Raw genomic sequence first — 15,994 nt, 5'->3', positions numbered from 1 at the left:
ACCGCCGCCCTCAGCCGGCGGCCGGCGGCCGCGCCGCGAACCGTGGCGGGGTGTAGAGGTGCTCGCCGACCCGCTTCACCAAGCGGGCCATCTCGTACGCGATCAGGCCGATGTCCGCGCTGGCGGCGCTGAGCACGGCCAGGCAGGAGCCGTCCCCTGCGGCCGCGACGAAGAGGAAGCCCTCGTCCATCTCGACCATCGTCTGGCGCACGCCCCCGGCGTGGAAGTGCCGGCCCGCGCCCTTCGCCAGGCTGTGGAAGCCGGAGGCCACGGCGGCCAGGTGCTCGGCGTCCTCCCGGCTCAGCGCGCTGGAGGCGCCCACCGCCAGCCCGTCGTTGGACAGGACCACGGCGTGCCGGACCTCGCGGACCCGGACGACGAGGTCGTCCAGCAGCCAGTCCAGCTCGCCGGACCTGCGGACCCCGTTGAGGTCGATCCTCTGGTGTTCGATCATCACACTTCTCCTTCGCTGCCTGCGTGAGGGGAGTTCTCCTGGGCGCCGCGGACCCAGCCCGCCCGGTAGGCCGCCATCCGGTCCCGCGCCTGCTCCGGGCTGCGTCCCGGCGGGTCCTCGGGGAGGCGTGCGCCGGCCGGGGACTTGGGGGCGGGGGCCTCCCGCAGCTGGGGGACGAGGCTGGCCTGGCGGACCCGGCGCGGCAGTTCCGTCACCGACGCGGGGGCGGGGACCGGTGCCGCGGCGACCGGCGTACGAGTGACCGTGCCGCCGGGGGCGCGCGGCCGCAGCGAAGCCACCGGGGCGGGACGGGGCTCCTCCGGCGCGGGGGCCCGCTCCGGCAGCGGGAGGCCGCGCGGCTCCTGGCGGGCCGGGGCCGAGCCGCGCGCGTCCTCCCGTACGACGGTCATGGCGGGCGGCTCCTCCGCGGCGACGACCGGCCCCGCGACCGCCGCCGGAGCGGGCGCCTGCCGTGCCTCGTCCCGGAAACCGGTCGCGACCGATTCCGGTTCCGCGGCCCGTTCCGAGACCGGCTCCGGGGCCGGACCGGAGGCCGTGATCGCGCCCTGGAGCATGGAGTTCGGCATCAACACCACGGCGGTGGTGCCCCCGTACGGCGATGTGCGCAGGTGCACCTTCACCCCGTGGCGGGCCGACAGCCGGCTGACGACGAAGAGGCCGAGCCGGTCGCTGTCGAAGAGGTCGAGCGCCTCGGACTGTTCGATGCGCCGGTTGGCGTCGCTCAGGGATTCGCGGCCCATCCCGAGGCCGCGGTCCTCGATCTCCAGGACGTACCCGGCGCCCACCGGCTCACCGCTGACGCGCACCTTGGTGTGCGGCGGGGAGAACTGGGTGGCGTTCTCGATGAGTTCGGCGAGCAGGTGGGTGAGGTCGGCGACCGCCCCGCCCACGACGGCGGCCTCGGCGAGCCGGCTGACCTCCACGCGCGGGTAGTCCTCGATCTCGGAGACGGCGGCCCGTACGACGTTCGTGAGCGGGACCGGTATCCGCCAGGCCCGGCCCGGGGCCGCGCCGGACAGGATGATCAGGCTCTCCGCGTGCCGGCGCATCCGGGTGGTCAGGTGATCGAGGCGGAAGAGGTCGCCGAGCTCGTTCGGGTCGTCGGCGCGCCGCTCCATCGAGTCGAGCAGGGTGAGCTGCTTGTGCACGAGGACCTGGCTGCGGCGGGCGAGGTTGACGAAGACCCCGGAGACCCCGCTGGCCAGTTCCGCCCGCTCGACGGCCGCGCTGAGCGCCGCCCGGTGGACGGTGGCGAGCGCCTCGCCGACCTGGGTGATCTCGTCGTCGGCCGGCGGCCCCGCCGGGGTCTCGGCGGCGACGTCGATCTCGTCGGCCCGGCCGGCCCGGAGCCGCTCCATGGCGTACGGGAGCTTGCGGTGGGCGATCTCCAGGGCGGTGTTGCGCAGCGAGACCAGTTCCACGACGAGGGCGCGGCCGATGCGGACGGAGATGACGAGCGAGGCGGCGACGGCGGCCAGTCCCAGCAGGACGGCGGCTCCGGCCGGGCTGAGCGCCCCCTCGGCGAAGGGGTCGGCCCGGTCGGCGGCGGTGGCGTGCGCGGCCTCCTCGATCTCCCGCATCGAGGCGCCGATGGCGGCGTGGGCGGCCTCCCAGCCGGCGGGCGCGCCGCGGGCCTCCTTGGCGGTGCCGAGGGCCAGCGCACGGTCCTCGGCTCCGGTGAGCTCGGCGTAGGCGGCGCTCTTGGAGACGGACTGCCAGGTGTCCTGCTGGGCGGTGGGGAGGTCGCGGGCCGCGGTGGCGGTGAGGGCGCGGCGGGATTCGATGGTGCCGGTCAGCAGGCGGAGCGTTTCCGCGGTGCGCTGGCCCGGTGCGGCGAACAGCGCGTCCTCCCGGGAGAGGAGTTCCGCGGCGCGGGCGAATTCCAGCAGGACCCGGGAGTCGGGGCCGAGTTCGGCGTCCTCGCCGCCGGTCAGGGCGCCGCCGACGGCGAGGGCCGAGTCGACGACGCGGGTGTAGATCTCGTAGGCGGCCTCGGGGGTGGCACGGCGGCCGGTGATGTCCTTGCGGGCCGCGCCGAGCGCCTCGGCGTCGGCGACGAACGCGCCCAGGCGGACCACGATGTCGGAGCGGTAGTCCCCGGAGTCGGCGACGGTGTTGCGGTCCCCGAGCCGGAGCCGCCGGACGGCGGCGTCGGTACGGCGGGCCTGCTGGTCCAGGGTGGCGGCCGGGTCGGCGGTGGGGTCGGCGAGGAGGCGGACGGCGGCGCGCCGTTCGGCCTGGAGCTCGGTGATCGCGGCGGCGACCGGGGTGCGTATCTCGGTGTCGACCCGCTGGACGCGGCTGAGCCGGGCGATGTCCTGGGCGGTGCTGACGGTGGCGAAGGCCCAGAGGGCGAGGAGCGAGACGACCGGGACCATCAGCAGCGAGACGATCTTCGCGCGGACGGTCGCGGGGCGCAGCCGCAGGCGGGGGCCGCGGTCGTGCGGGGTGGTCGGGGCGGGCCGGGGGTGGTGGAGGTGCTCGTGCTCCGCCGGTTCCTCGGCCGGGGGTCCGGCGTGGGCGCGGCGGCCCGTTCCCTTACCGCGGCCGCCCGCAGGCGCGAGCGGCCGCGGCGCCGCTGCTTCCGGTGTTCTGCGGGGTGTGCGCATGGGCTCCTCGTTCCGGGGCGGTGCGGGGCCGCGGGTGCGGCGGGTACGGGTGCGGTCGTACGGGCGGGTGGTGCGGGTGCGGGGTGCCGGTCCGGCGTGCGGCGGGGGTGCTTGCCTCGGGGGCCTACGACCCCTCGGGCCCTACGGCTCCGCGGACCCACCGGACTCCGCGGGCTCCACGAGCCCCCGCCGGCCCGGCGTGCTCAGGGGGCCGTCGCCGCGTGGTCCCCCAAGTACCGGGCGGAGGCCGAGGCGGCGCGCTCGTCCGCCGTCGGGGAGAGCGCGACGAAGGCGGCGGTGATGAACAGGTAGGAGCCGAGCCCGACGGCGAGCGGGAAGATGAACTGCATGGCGGTGGCTCCGGGCAGGGCCGCGTCCGCGGGGCTGACGCTGACGGCGACGGCCATCATCCCGGTGTAGTGCATGCTGCTGACGGCGGCGCCCATGACGAGCGAGGCGACGGCGACGGCCACCGGGGACTTGATGTTGAGCGCGGCCCACAGGGCGGCGGTGGCCGCGACCACGGCGATGGCGACGGAGAGCCCGACCGTGAGCGGGTCGTACGAGATCTCTCCGTGCAGCCGGAGGGCCGCCATGCCCAGGTAGTGCATGCTGGCGACGCCGAGGCCGGTGGTGAGGCCGCCCAGGACGAGCGCCCGCCCACGGTCCTTGCCGTAGCCGACGGCGAAGACCCCGGCGCCGACGACCAGCATGGCGACGAGCAGGCTCAGGATGGTGAGCGGCACGTTGTAGTGGATCTCGGTGCCGGTGACGTCGAAGCCGAGCATCGCGACGAAGTGCATCGTCCAGATGCCGGTGCCGATGGCGGAGGCCGCGGTGAGCAGCCAGTTGCGGCGGGAGGATCCGGTCGCGGCGAGCGCGCGGACGGTGCAGCGCAGCCCGAGGGCGGCGCCGATCGATGCCATCACGTATGACAGCGCGGGTGTCAGCCAGCCATAGGCGGCGTGGTCCAGGTGTCCCATGGCCACCGGACGCTAGTCCGGGTGAGGGCGCGAACAAGGGGCGCATTTCGAAAGACGCTGGAACTGCTGGAATATGACAGAGATACGTTCGTCTTCGATCACGCCACGTGCCACCTTGCGCACCGTACGCAGGCACCCGCCCGCGCGACGGTGGGGGATCATGGGCGTATGAGCGAAGACCACACGCACGTGCAGGAGTTCTTCGGGGTGCGCGCCGCCGACTGGGACCGCAAGTTCCCCGAGGACGGGCCCGCGTTCGCGACCGCCGTGGCCGAGTTCGGGCTGCGGCCGGGAGACCGCGTGCTCGACGCGGGCTGCGGCACCGGGCGGGCCATGACCCCGCTGCGGGCCGCCGTCGGACCCGCCGGGTTGGTGCTCGGCGCGGACCTCACGCCGCAGATGCTGGCCGCCGCCCGGCGGGCGGGGCGGGCCGAGGAGGGCGCACTGCTGCTCGCGGACGTGGCCCGGCTGCCGCTGCGCGACGGTGCGCTCGACGCGGTGTTCGCCGCCGGGCTCATCGCGCACCTGCCCGACCCGGGGGCGAACCTCCGCGAGCTGGCGCGGGTGGTCCGCCCGGGCGGCCGGCTCGCGCTGTTTCACCCGATCGGGCGAGCCGCTCTCGCCGCCCGCCACGGTCGCGCGCTCACGCCGGAGGACATGCGGGCCGAGCACAACCTCGGCCCGCTGCTGGCCGGTTCGGGCTGGGAGATGACCTCGTACGCCGACGAGGACGCCCGCTTCCTGGTGCTGGCCGTCCGTCGGCCGTGACGTCACCCCTCATACGAGGCTGTACGTCGGCCCCACGCCCGGGATCCGCGGAGGTACCCGGGATCACGCCGGAGGCTGCGCCTCGGCTCCGGCGGGCCGGCGGGGATGCGGCACGGGGCAGCCGCCCGATCCGGGCACGGGGAACGTGCCGAGCTCGCCCACGTCGTAGCCGCCGGGGTAGCTCTTGATCTCCGGGTTCTGGCGGCCGTAGTGCGGGGCCGTGCGCGGGGGCAGCAGCCGCACGGCGCGGCCGCGCAGCCGCAGGGCGCCCTGCACCAGCCGCCGCACGCGGGGGCGCGGATGCTCGTACCGGAAGGCGGCCAGCAGCGGTTCGTCGAGGAGGGCGAGGCTCGCTCGGCGGACGGCGGGGGCGAGCGGCTCCGGGTACCAGGAGGCCATCAGGTCGAGGGTGGAGTCGGCGACCTTCCGACCTCCCTCGTCCCACCCGAAGTGGGCCGCCTCGTAGGCGTTCAAGGTGGCTTCGAACTCCTCGAAAGAGCCGGGAATGTCCGCGATGCCCAGATGACGGCCCAGCGTGGCGTAGTAGTTCGCGGAGGCCCGGCGCTCGTGGTGGGTGAGCGGGCGCCAGCCGTACGCGTCCAGCCAGCGCGACGGAATCACCACGAAAGTGCACAGGACGTAGCGCATGTCGTCGTTGGAGATGTCGTAGCTGTGGTGCATCTGGTTGACGCGGCGGATCGCGGTGCGCGCGGTGTCGCTGTCGAAACCGTGCTCCACGACCGCGTCGAGGAGCAGCGCGGTGTCGTCGTAGCGCTTCTGGGTGCGGTCGGTGAACTCGGCGGTCTCGGCCAGCAGGCCGCCGATGGCGGGGACGGCGTACGTGCGGAACAGGGCTAGTTCCAGGGCCCGGGTGAAGTCCCAGGGGAACTCATAGGTGGCGGTGAGCCGGTAGATGGCGAGGAAGTCCTTGTCGGGGTCGAGACGGAGGATCTCCCTCAGCCGGTCGTAACGCTGCACCGGGTGTCCCTTTCTGTGGCGGGTTCCCAACTCTACGTGCAGGTAGCGGGCTTGGAAATCGTCGGCCGTAGCCTCTCGACGGGCGGGTTACCCGCTGGTTAAGGTGCGCCGACGAAAGAGCTACCGGGAGGCCAGGTGTCCGACGACGAGGGTGGCGGCTCGCTGTACGTGCTGACCGCCGTGCTGCTGACCCCCGCGCAGTTCCCGAGCATCCTGGGCGACGACTTCCCCGAGGCCTGCTCCCTGCTGGGCGTGGAGCCGGGCGGGGACGGGTACGGGCTGGTGCTCGGCCAGGACGAGGAGGGCGCGCGCTGGACGGTCGTCGTGGACGACGTCTCGCTGGTGGCCACGGCCATCGCCTCCTGGGACTGCGGGATGGAGTACGACCTGTCCCCCGACGAACGGTCGATCGTGATCTCGCTGGCCGGCTGGCCGCTCGAGCTGTCGGTGGCCGCGTCCGGGATCCCGGAACCGCACGATCCGGAGCAGGGTGCGGACGGTACGGGGCGGGTGCCGCTGGCGCCGCCCTCGGCGGAGGCGTGGGGTCCGGTGCAGCGGCGGATGGGCGCGGACCAGATCGCGCGGGAGTGGGCCGACTGGCGCGAGCGCGAGGCGACGGACGGCGGGGCGGCGGCAGCCGCGCACCCGGGGCTGGCGCGGGCGCTCGAGGAGGCCCAGGGGTACACGCGGACCCCGCCGCCGCCCGGTCGGGTGCGCTCCTCCTTCGCCGGCGAGGGGGCCCGGACGCTGCGGGCGGACGGACCCGGCTGGTCGCTGGTGGCCCGCACCGGGGAGGCGGCCTTCGTCCTGCTGGACGAGGAGCCGGGCGAGGTGCTCACGGTCCCCCGGGACGGGGATCCGGACCTGCCGGCGCTGCTGGATGCGCTCGACCGCGTCGCGGTACGCCCGGCCTGAGACGGAAATCGACATGCGAGGGGAAATGGTGATGGTGGAATCGGAGCCGGTGGGCGTGGTGGTGGGCGGCCGCGCGGAGGTGGTCGATGACGACTGGGGGCGCGAGACGGCGGTGATCCGCCTGGACGGACGGCGGTTCGGCCCCGAGGCGCTGTACGGCCTGGAGGACTTCTCGCACATCGAGGTGGTGTACCACTTCGACCGCGTGCCGGTGGAGAGGGTCGAAACGGGCGCGCGGCACCCCCGGGGCAACCCGGATTGGCCGCTGGTCGGCATCTTCGCCCAGCGCGGCAAGAACCGGCCGAACCGGATCGGCCTCTCGCGGTGCCGGGTGGTGAAGGTGGACGGCCTGGACGTCCAAGTCGAGGGCCTCGACGCGGTGGACGGCACTCCGGTGCTCGACCTCAAGCCGTACATGGCCGAGTTCGGACCGCGCGGTGAGCTGCGGCAGCCGGAGTGGGCGACCGCCCTGATGCGCGACTACTACTGAGCGGTGCCGGGCGGCGATGTGCGCGCCGGCCGCCGCCGGCACTGCGAGGGTGCGTGGACCGGTCGGCCCGGATGCTTCTGCGACCGGAGCCGGCGGCCCCCGCCGACAGGGACCGCCACCGCGGAGCCGCGCACAGTGGCAGCGCGGGCGCCGCTTGCTCGTGCCGCCTCGGCGGATCGGGGCCGCGCGGTGGTCAGCGGCCGATCTGCTTCCTGGATATGCCCCGCAGACGACGCCGCTGAGAGGAGTCCAGCAGGAAGTAGGCGGCCGTCGGCACGCCGATCAGGACCAGCAGCCCAGCCCAGAACCCGACCGTCCAGAACAACACGATGGCTGCCACGACTCCGGCAACCGCGACCTTTCCGCTGGTGGACATCCGCGGACACCTCCTCCTGCCGTCGACCACTTATCCCTTCAACGCGCCGCCACGACCGCGCGTTCCCGGGCGGGGCAACGGTCCGCGAAGGTTCCGGGAACGGCCCGCGAAGTGACCCGGGTCACGGCCCGGCCGCAGCCTGCGGAGCCCTCGCGTGGGGTACTCTCGGCCGCCTCATGCCCAGGTAGTCAAGTTTGAGGAATGCGTGCTCACCGAGATCTCCGGCCTCCTCCGCTGCTCCGCCGTCTTCCTTCCCGCCGATCCCGCACGCAGCGGCCGGATCGGCCTCTGGCAACCGGACGGCAAGGCCCCCGACGGCGGCTTCGGCGCGGGCGGCACCGGTACCGCCACCGCCACCGTCGAGGAACTCTCCGTCGTCACCTCCGACCTGCGCCGGACGACCGTGACCGCCCTCGTCCTGTCCCTCGACGAAGCCCTGCCGCTGCTCACCCGCGCCCGCACCGCCGTCGCCGAGACCGAGGCCGCCACCGAGGCCGCCACCGAGAGCGAGGACGAGAACGACACCGGCATCCCGGCCGGCCCGGCCTTCTGGGGCGCCGCCGCGCTGCTGGCCCTGCGCTTCGCGGCCCGCGGGCTGCTGCTGCCCGGGCTCAGCCCCGCCGGCCACGACGCCTGGCGGATCGGGCCGCTCGGCCCCGCCGACCTCGACGAGGTCCGGGAGCTGGCCGCCGCCATGCCGCCCGAGGCCCGATGCGTACCGCTGGGCCCGGACGGACCGCCCCGCCTGCCGGCCGCCGAGCCGCTGCTGCGCGCCTTCCTCGACGCCGTCGCCGACACCCTGCCCCGCTCCCCCGCCGCACCCGCGGCGGCCACCGGGCCCGCCTATGCCGCCCGCCCGCCCCGGCTGCACCCGCAGTTGCGCGACTGGGCCGCCGAGGTGGCCTCCGGCCACGACGCGGGCGTACGCATCTCGCTGCGGATCGAGCTGGACCGGGCCCCCGAGGACGCCCCCTCCTTCCGGGCCGTCCTCCAGATGCACGGCCTGGCCGACGCCACGCCGGTCGCCGACGCCGCCGACGTCTGGGCCGGTTCCGGAGCCGCCGCGGCCGCCTTCCCGCCCGGTGCCCGCATGGACGCGCTGCGCGCCCTGCGCCGCGCCGCCCGGCTGTGGCCCGCGCTGACTCCGCTGCTCGGAGCGGCCGTCCCCGATGCCGTCGAACTCGCCGACGAGGACGTCACGGAGCTGCTCGGCGGAGCCGCCACCGCCCTGGCCGCCGACGGGGTGCAGGTGCACTGGCCGCGCGGGCTCGCCCGTACCCTCAGCGCCCGGGCCGTCGTCGGATCCGGGGATCCCACCGCGTCCACCCGCGCCTCCGGCCCGCTCGACCCCTCCGGGCTGCTGTCCCCCGGCGCCCTGCTCTCCGTCGGCTGGCGCTACTCCCTCGGCGGGCAGGACGACCTCACCCCCGCCGAACTCGACCACCTCGCCGAGGCGAACCGCCCCCTCGTCCGGCTGCGCGAGCAGTGGGTCCTCCTCGACCCGGCCGAGGCCCGCCGCGCCCGCGCCCGCCGGGACCTCGACCTACCCGCCGCGGACGCGCTGGCCGCCGTACTCACCGGGTCGACGGAGATCGACGGCAAGCGGGTCGACGTAGCGGCCACCGGTCCGCTCGAACTCCTGCGCGCGCGGCTCACCGCCGATCCGCAGGACTCCGACGCCCCCGCGGCGCCCCCCGAGCTGCGCGCCACCCTGCGCGACTACCAGCTGCGCGGCCTGCGCTGGCTGGCCCGGATGACCTCGCTCGGCCTCGGCGCCTGCCTCGCCGACGACATGGGCCTCGGCAAGACCGTCACCCTCATTGCGCTGCACCTGCACCGCCGGCGCGATCCCGCGACCGCCGGACCCACCCTGGTGGTGTGCCCCGCGTCGCTCCTGGGCAACTGGCAGCGGGAGATCGAGAAGTTCGCGCCCGGCACGCCCGTACGCCGCTTCCACGGCGCTCGCCGCAGCCTCCAGGGGCTCGCGGACGGCTTCGTCCTCACCACCTACGGCACGATGCGCCTGGACGCCCCCGCGCTCGCCACCGTCTCCTGGGGCCTGGTCGTCGCCGACGAGGCCCAGCACGTCAAGAACCCGCACTCCTCCACCGCCAAGGCCCTGCGCACGATCCCGTCCGCGGCACGCGTCGCCCTCACCGGCACCCCCGTCGAGAACAACCTCTCCGAGCTGTGGGCCGTCCTCGACTGGACCACGCCCGGACTCCTCGGCCGCCTCGGCACCTTCCGCACCCGCTACGCCGAGCCCGTCGAGAGCGGCCGCGACCCGCAGGCGGCGGCCCGACTGGGCGCCCTCGTACGGCCGTTCCTATTGCGCCGCAAGAAGTCCGACCCCGGGATCGCACCCGAGCTGCCGCCCAAGACCGAGACCGACCACCCGGTCACCCTCAGCCGCGAACAGGCCGCGCTGTACGAGGCCGTCGTACGCGAGACCCTCGCCGCGATCTCCGAGTCGGACGGGATGGAGCGGCGCGGTCTGGTGGTCAAGCTGCTGACCTCCCTCAAGCAGATCTGCAACCACCCGGCCCATTTCTTGAATGAGCACAGCTTGAATGAGCACAGCTTGAGTGAGAACGGCGCGAAGGATGCCGCCGGCGCCCGCTCCGGCAAGCTGGAACTGCTGGACGAACTCCTCGACACCATCGTCGCCGAGGAGGGCTCGGTCCTCGTCTTCACCCAGTACGTGGCGATGGCCAGGATCCTGGAGAAGCACCTCGCCGCGCGCGGGATCGCCGCGCAGCTCCTGCACGGCGGGACACCGGTGGCGCGCCGCGAGGAGCTGGTGGACCGCTTCCAGGCGGGCGAGGTCCCCGTCTTCCTCCTCTCCCTGAAGGCGGCGGGCACCGGCCTGAACCTCACCCGCGCCGGGCACGTCATCCACTACGACCGCTGGTGGAACCCGGCCGTCGAGGAGCAGGCCACCGACCGCGCCTACCGGATCGGCCAGACCCAGCCCGTCCAGGTCCACCGCCTCATCGCCGAAGGGACCGTGGAGGACCGGATCGCGCGGCTCCTGGAGCGCAAGCGCGCGCTCGCGGACGCCGTCCTGGCGGGCGGCGAGGGCGCGCTCACCGAACTGACCGATACCGAACTGGCCGAACTCGTGGCGCTGCGCCCGACCCCCGGGGAGTGACGGATGAGCACCCGAGACCCGTACGAGAAGACCTTCCCGGCGCTCCCGTCCGCCCCCGCCGGCCGCGGCTTCGCGCACACCTGGTGGGGCAACGCCTGGCTGCGCGCGCTGGAGGACAGCGCGCTCGACGGGGAGCAGGTCAGGCAGGGCCGCCGGTACGCGCGCACGGGCGCGGTCGGTGCCGTGTCCGTGCGCCCGGGCGGGCTGACGGCAGTGGTGCGCGACCGGGACGGGACGGCGCACCGGACGGACGTGCTGGTGCAGGAGTTCACGGAAGCGGAATGGGACCGGCTGCTGGGGCTGGCGGCCGCGGAGTCGGGGTACATCGCGGCGCTGCTGGACCGGGAGGTGCCGCCGGAGCTGGCCGAGGACGCGTCGGCGGCCGGGGTGGAGCTGCTGCCCGGGATCGGGGACCTCGACCCGCGCTGCGACTGTGGTGAATGGGACCACTGCCCGCACACGGCGGCGCTCTGCTACCAGGTGGCCCGGCTGCTGGACCGGGACCCCTTCGTGCTGCTGCTCCTGCGCGGCCGCGGCGAACGGGAGCTCGTCGACGAGCTGGAGGAGCGCAGCACGGCGGAAGCGGAGGCTCCGCACGCTCCCGCCGACGCGGGCGACCCGGCGGCGGAGGCCTACACGGCGCGGGCGACCCTGCCCCCGCTGCCGGGACTGCCGGACGCGCCGGGCCAGCCGCCGACGCTGGACACGGAGTCGGAGCCGGAGGGGCTGGACGTGGACGCGGTGGAGTTCCTGGCGCAGGCGGCGGCGTCCGAGGCGCACCGCCGGCTCGCGGAGGCGCTGGCTCCGGGCCATGCGGACCGCGTCCCTCCGGCCCCTCTCACGGCGGCCGATGATGCCGTACGACTCGCGGCGGAGGCCGGTGACCTCCGGCTCCGCGCCCGCCTGTCGGCGGCTTCCGGACGCAGCCGGGCCGCCATGGACCTGGCCGTACTGGCCTGGGGCTTCGGCGGGGCCCCGGCCCTCGCGGCGCTGGAGGACGACTGGACGCCGGACCGCACCACGCTGACCCGGGCCCGGTCGGCGCTCGCGGCGGCCTGGGCGGACGAGGAGGCTCCGGTGCTCCGCCGGGTCCGCGCCCGCTGGACGGAGGCGGGCACCGGGCGCCAGCTCCGGCTGGGCCGGGACGGCCGGTGGTGGCCGTACCGGAGCGAGGGGGGCCGCTGGATCCCGGCGGGCCCGTCGGCCCCCGACCCGGCCTCGGCCCTGCCCGCGCCGGAACCGGAACCGGAATCCCCGGCCCCGGCCCCTGCGGCCCAGGCAGCCCCCGCGAACGCCCCGGCCCCTCAGCCCCGCGAAGCCACCCCCCAGCCGCGTTTCGGCACGGACCGGCCGACGTAACGGCCCGGCAGTGGCCGCGCATCGGCCCCGCGGTGGCCGACGCTGCGACCCCGCAGTGGCCGACGTACCGCTTGCCGGGGGCCGGTACCGGGACGACGATGGGGGCGCTCCGGGTACCGCGGCACCACGGGAGGGTGACATGGACGATCCTTCGGTGGCCCTGCCGGGCGGGGCCGATCCCGCCGAGCGCACGCGTGAACTGCGCCGGGCGCACGCCGCGTTCACGCGGGACGGTCGGGTCGAGGCCCCTGTCCGGGCGGTCATCGCGAAGTCCTGGCGGCGGTGTGCCCGGGCCCGCGTCAGCCCGGAGTGCGTGCCCCGGGTGGAGCTGGCGGAGGCGCAGCTGCGGCCGTACCGCGAGGAGCACCCCCTCTCCCGGGTGATGCCGCTGTTCCGGGAACTCATCGGGGAGTTCGCCGCGCACGGGGCCCATCTGCTGGCGGTGTGCGACGCGCGCGGCAGCCTGCTGTGGGTGGAGGGCGAACCGGACACGCTGCGGCGCGCGGAGCGGCTCGGCTTCGTGCCGGGCGCACGCTGGGCGGAGACGGCGATGGGAACGAACGCACCCGGTACGGCGGTCGCGGTCGGCGAACCCGTCCAGGTCTTCGGGGCCGAGCACTTCAGTCGTCGGGTCCATCCGTGGACCTGTGCGGCGGCCCCGGTGCGGGATCCGCGGACGGGCCGGTTGCTGGGTGCGGTGGACATCACCGGCGGCGACGGGCTCGCGCACCCCCACTCGCTCGCCTTCGTGCGGGCGGTGGCCCGGGCGGCCGAGGCCCAACTGGCCCTGCTCGACCCCGGTCCGCCGGCCGTCCGGGACACCCTGACCGCCCTCGGTCAGGACGAGGCGCTGCTGGTCACGGGCGGGCGGACGGTGCGCCTCGGGCGGCGGCACAGCGAGATCATGGTGCTGCTGGCACACCATCCCGAGGGGCTGTCGGGCGAGGAGCTGGCGATCGCCCTGTACGAGGACGAGTCGGTGTCACCGGTGACCCTGCGCGCCGAAATCTCCCGGCTGCGCGCCCTGTTGGGGCCCTCCGCCCCGCTCTCGCGCCCGTACCGCACGGCCGGCCCGCTGGACGCGGACTTCACGGCGCTGACCCGGCACCTGGCCGCCGGCGCGATCTCCGCCGCCCTGCACCCCTACCCCGGCCCATTGCTCCCCGCCTCGACCGCGCCCGCCGTCGTGCGGCTGCGCCGGCGGATCGAGGACCAGGCGCGGGCCGCCGTCATCGCCCGTGCGGATGCGGGGCTGTTGACCGACTGGGTGTGCAGTCCGTGGGGCACGGACGATCCGGAGGCGTGGCGGGCGCTGGCCGCGGCGCTGCCGCCCGAGGGCAGGCCGGCCGCGCTGGCCCGCGTACACGCCCTGGACCGGGAGCTCGGCACGCGCGGGGCCGACGTAGGGGAGCAGCCGCGCCCCGGCCGCCGCGGGCGTGCAACGTATCCGCAACCTGTCCGCTCCTAGCCTCCCTCCGAGCGCCGTCCGACGGTGGCCGGCGCCCCGGCAAGTGGGAGGACACCATGGCCCGTTACGCTGCGCCCGGTACCGAGGGGGCGCTCATGTCGTACGCGTCCCGCTACGACCACTTCATCGGCGGCGAGTACGTCGGACCCGCCCGCGGCGAATACTTCGCGAACCCCTCCCCCGTCAACGGCCAGACCTTCACCGAGGTCGCGCGCGGTACGGCGGAGGACGTGGAGCGGGCGCTGGACGCGGCCCACGCGGCCGCGCCCGCCTGGGGGCGGACCTCCGTGGCGGAGCGGTCGGCCGTCCTGCTGCGCATCGCGGACCGGATGGAGCAGAACCTGGAGGCCCTCGCGGTCGCGGAGACCTGGGAGAACGGCAAGCCGGTCCGCGAGACCCTCGCCGCCGATCTCCCCCTGGCCATCGACCAGTTCCGCTACTTCGCGGGGGCCCTGCGCGCGCAGGAGGGGGCCCTCAGCCAGCTCGACGACGACACGGTGGCCTACCACTTCCACGAGCCGCTGGGTGTGGTCGGGCAGATCATCCCGTGGAACTTCCCGATCCTGATGGCGGTGTGGAAGCTGGCCCCGGCGCTGGCGGCCGGGAACACGGTCGTCCTGAAGCCGGCCGAGCAGACCCCCGCCTCCATCCACTACTGGCTGAGCTTGGTGGCGGACCTGCTGCCGCCCGGCGTGGTGAACATCGTCAACGGCTTCGGGGAGGAGGCGGGCAAGCCGCTCGCCTCCAGCCCGCGCGTCGCGAAGATCGCCTTCACCGGGGAGACCTTCACCGGGCGGCTGATCATGCAGTACGCGGCCGAGCATCTGAAGCCGGTGACCCTGGAACTGGGCGGCAAGAGCCCCAACCTCTTCTTTGACGACATCTGGTCGACCGACGACGACCTGCGCGACAAGGCCCTGGAGGGCTTCACCATGTTCGCCCTCAACCAGGGCGAGGTGTGCACGAGCCCGTCGCGCGCCCTGATCGAGCGCGGCCGGTACGGGGACTTCCTCGACGCGGCGGTGGCGCGCACGGAACTGATCGTGCCGGGCCACCCGTTGGACACGGACACGATGATCGGCGCGCAGGCCTCCGAGGAGCAGCTGAGGAAGGTCCTGTCGTACGTGGAGATCGGCCAGCGGGAGGGCGCGAAGGTCCTCACCGGCGGTGTGCGCCGGGAACTGGACGGGGAGCTGGCGGGCGGCTTCTACGTCGAGCCGACCATCTTCGAGGGCGACAACCGCATGCGGATCTTCCAGGAGGAGATCTTCGGGCCGGTGGTGTCGGTGACCTCCTTCCAGGACTTCGACGACGCCGTACGGATCGCGAACGACACGGCGTACGGCCTGGGCGCGGGCGTGTGGACCCGCGACATCAACACCGCCTACCGCGCGGGCCGCGCGATCCAGGCGGGCCGCGTCTGGACGAACTGCTACCACGCCTACCCCGCCCACGCGGCCTTCGGCGGCTACAAGCAGTCCGGCATCGGACGCGAGACCCACAAGATGATGCTGGAGCACTACCAGCAGACGAAGAACTTTTTAGTAAGCTATTCCCCCAAGAAGATCGGCTTCTTCTAAAAATTGAGCACGGTGCCTGACCTGCACAAACGACCGGTCAGGCACCGCGCCCTGGTCTCGTAATAGCTACCGAAGCCGCGTGATTCCAGGGTCTATTTGCCTCCGGAATCCCACTTCATAGAGAAGCTCCGGGCCAGTCACGGACCAGCGCGATCGCCGGTCCACCACGCATACCAGCAGACACTGGCCGTCTTCGGAGCCCGTAGCCACCGTCCACGCCGCCTGCGCAGTGAACGACCCACCCCAGACGTCGAGCAGAAGGCGTCAGCACCCGGAAACCGGCGGCGTTGAGTATGGCGGCCACCAGTGACCTGATCACACCGTGCCCCACATGAGACACGACCTCAAGATCAAGAACCCTTTCCGCAAACCACATCGGGGTCATGACAACCCTTCCGTCCGGCCCATCTCGCGGAAGCGCCCAGGGCTGTCGCGGAGGCAGTGATCGAGGTGCTGCTGTACCGATTCCGTTCGGCCCCTTGATGACCGCTGACTCCCGCCTCTGCAGGCAGGTTGCGGCACGGCCTCCCGGGCCCACGGGGGGGGGCGACGGCCAGGTCCCTCGGCCGTGGCGGGGCCGCAGGCCGTTGAGCCTGCGGCCCCGCTCGGGCGTCGGGGTCAGGACGGGTCGCCGTACTGGAGACCGCGTCCGTTGGTGCCGACGTACACGCGGCCGAAGGCGTCGGGGTCGCCGGTGATGACGCCGACGCCGCCGATGCTGCCCCACTGGTGGGCGTCGTCGTTGACGCGGAGCCAGGTGGCGCCCTTGTCGGTGGACCGGAAGACTCCGGTGACGTCCTTGACGGTACCGATCAGGTAAAGGGCCTGGTAGGAGGCGCCGG

General features: G+C 74.3%; 13 protein-coding genes. 7 read left to right on the top strand and 6 right to left on the bottom strand.

Annotated features, from left to right (window positions below; genetic code table 11):
• Positions 1 to 10: 10 nt before the first annotated feature.
• The 3 genes from ACFWBN_RS24715 to ACFWBN_RS24705 form a co-directional block, all read right to left on the bottom strand.
• Positions 11 to 454 carry a roadblock/LC7 domain-containing protein gene (locus ACFWBN_RS24715; RefSeq protein WP_385179093.1) on the bottom strand — a complete coding sequence of 148 codons (444 nt, stop codon included), beginning with the start codon at positions 452 to 454 and terminating at the stop codon, positions 11 to 13.
• Positions 454 to 3,084 carry a nitrate- and nitrite sensing domain-containing protein gene (locus ACFWBN_RS24710; protein ID WP_385179092.1) on the bottom strand — a complete coding sequence of 877 codons (2,631 nt, stop codon included), beginning with the start codon at positions 3,082 to 3,084 and terminating at the stop codon, positions 454 to 456. Before ACFWBN_RS24710 ends, ACFWBN_RS24715 begins: the two co-directional genes overlap by 1 nt.
• Before the next feature lie 203 nt (positions 3,085 to 3,287).
• A complete protein-coding gene (locus ACFWBN_RS24705) occupies positions 3,288 to 4,067 on the bottom strand; it encodes an MHYT domain-containing protein (RefSeq protein ID WP_385179091.1) in 780 nt (259 codons plus the stop codon).
• Positions 4,068 to 4,235: 168 nt separating this feature from the next.
• Here ACFWBN_RS24705 and ACFWBN_RS24700 point away from each other — a divergent pair, with 168 nt between their 5' ends.
• Positions 4,236 to 4,835 carry a class I SAM-dependent methyltransferase gene (locus ACFWBN_RS24700; protein ID WP_385179090.1) on the top strand — a complete coding sequence of 200 codons (600 nt, stop codon included), beginning with the start codon at positions 4,236 to 4,238 and terminating at the stop codon, positions 4,833 to 4,835.
• A 63-nt stretch (positions 4,836 to 4,898) separates the two neighbouring features.
• Here ACFWBN_RS24700 and ACFWBN_RS24695 read toward each other — a convergent pair whose 3' ends face one another.
• Positions 4,899 to 5,813: an oxygenase MpaB family protein gene (locus ACFWBN_RS24695; protein WP_385179089.1), complete on the bottom strand. Its 915-nt coding sequence runs from the start codon at positions 5,811 to 5,813 to the stop codon at positions 4,899 to 4,901.
• 135 nt (positions 5,814 to 5,948) lie between these two features.
• On the opposite strand from ACFWBN_RS24695, the gene ACFWBN_RS24690 reads away from it, so the two are divergent.
• Positions 5,949 to 6,728, top strand: coding sequence for a hypothetical protein (locus ACFWBN_RS24690; RefSeq protein WP_385179088.1), 780 nt, complete (start codon positions 5,949 to 5,951; stop codon positions 6,726 to 6,728).
• Between the two features lie 13 nt (positions 6,729 to 6,741).
• A complete protein-coding gene (locus ACFWBN_RS24685) occupies positions 6,742 to 7,218 on the top strand; it encodes an SAM-dependent methyltransferase (RefSeq protein WP_385179087.1) in 477 nt (158 codons plus the stop codon).
• A gap of 193 nt (positions 7,219 to 7,411) precedes the next feature.
• Here the strand turns inward: ACFWBN_RS24685 and ACFWBN_RS24680 are convergent, their stop codons facing one another.
• Entirely contained in the window at positions 7,412 to 7,594 is a 183-nt protein-coding gene (locus ACFWBN_RS24680) for a hypothetical protein (protein ID WP_383189679.1), read from the bottom strand.
• A gap of 205 nt (positions 7,595 to 7,799) precedes the next feature.
• Between ACFWBN_RS24680 and ACFWBN_RS24675 the strand changes: the two genes are divergently transcribed.
• From ACFWBN_RS24675 to ACFWBN_RS24660, 4 genes are all read left to right on the top strand, one after another.
• Positions 7,800 to 10,745, top strand: coding sequence for a DEAD/DEAH box helicase (locus ACFWBN_RS24675; RefSeq protein ID WP_385179086.1), 2,946 nt, complete (start codon positions 7,800 to 7,802; stop codon positions 10,743 to 10,745).
• 3 nt (positions 10,746 to 10,748) lie between these two features.
• Complete coding sequence (locus tag ACFWBN_RS24670; RefSeq protein WP_385179085.1) at positions 10,749 to 12,104, top strand: SWF or SNF family helicase; 1,356 nt, start codon at positions 10,749 to 10,751, stop codon at positions 12,102 to 12,104.
• 139 nt (positions 12,105 to 12,243) lie between these two features.
• Positions 12,244 to 13,572 (top strand): GAF domain-containing protein, encoded by a 1,329-nt coding sequence (locus ACFWBN_RS24665; protein ID WP_385179084.1) that lies wholly within the window; start codon positions 12,244 to 12,246, stop codon positions 13,570 to 13,572.
• A 56-nt stretch (positions 13,573 to 13,628) separates the two neighbouring features.
• A complete protein-coding gene (locus ACFWBN_RS24660) occupies positions 13,629 to 15,152 on the top strand; it encodes an aldehyde dehydrogenase family protein (RefSeq protein WP_385179083.1) in 1,524 nt (507 codons plus the stop codon).
• A gap of 618 nt (positions 15,153 to 15,770) precedes the next feature.
• Here ACFWBN_RS24660 and ACFWBN_RS24655 read toward each other — a convergent pair.
• The coding region (locus ACFWBN_RS24655; RefSeq protein ID WP_385179082.1) for a hypothetical protein at positions 15,771 to 15,994 on the bottom strand (224 nt) is incomplete at its 5' end.

It is taken from the genome of Streptomyces sp. NPDC059989 (assembly GCF_042736975.1).
GTDB lineage: Bacteria > Actinomycetota > Actinomycetes > Streptomycetales > Streptomycetaceae > Streptomyces.
Note: the sequence above shows the minus strand (reverse complement) of the source record. Positions and strands in the feature narration are given on the sequence as shown.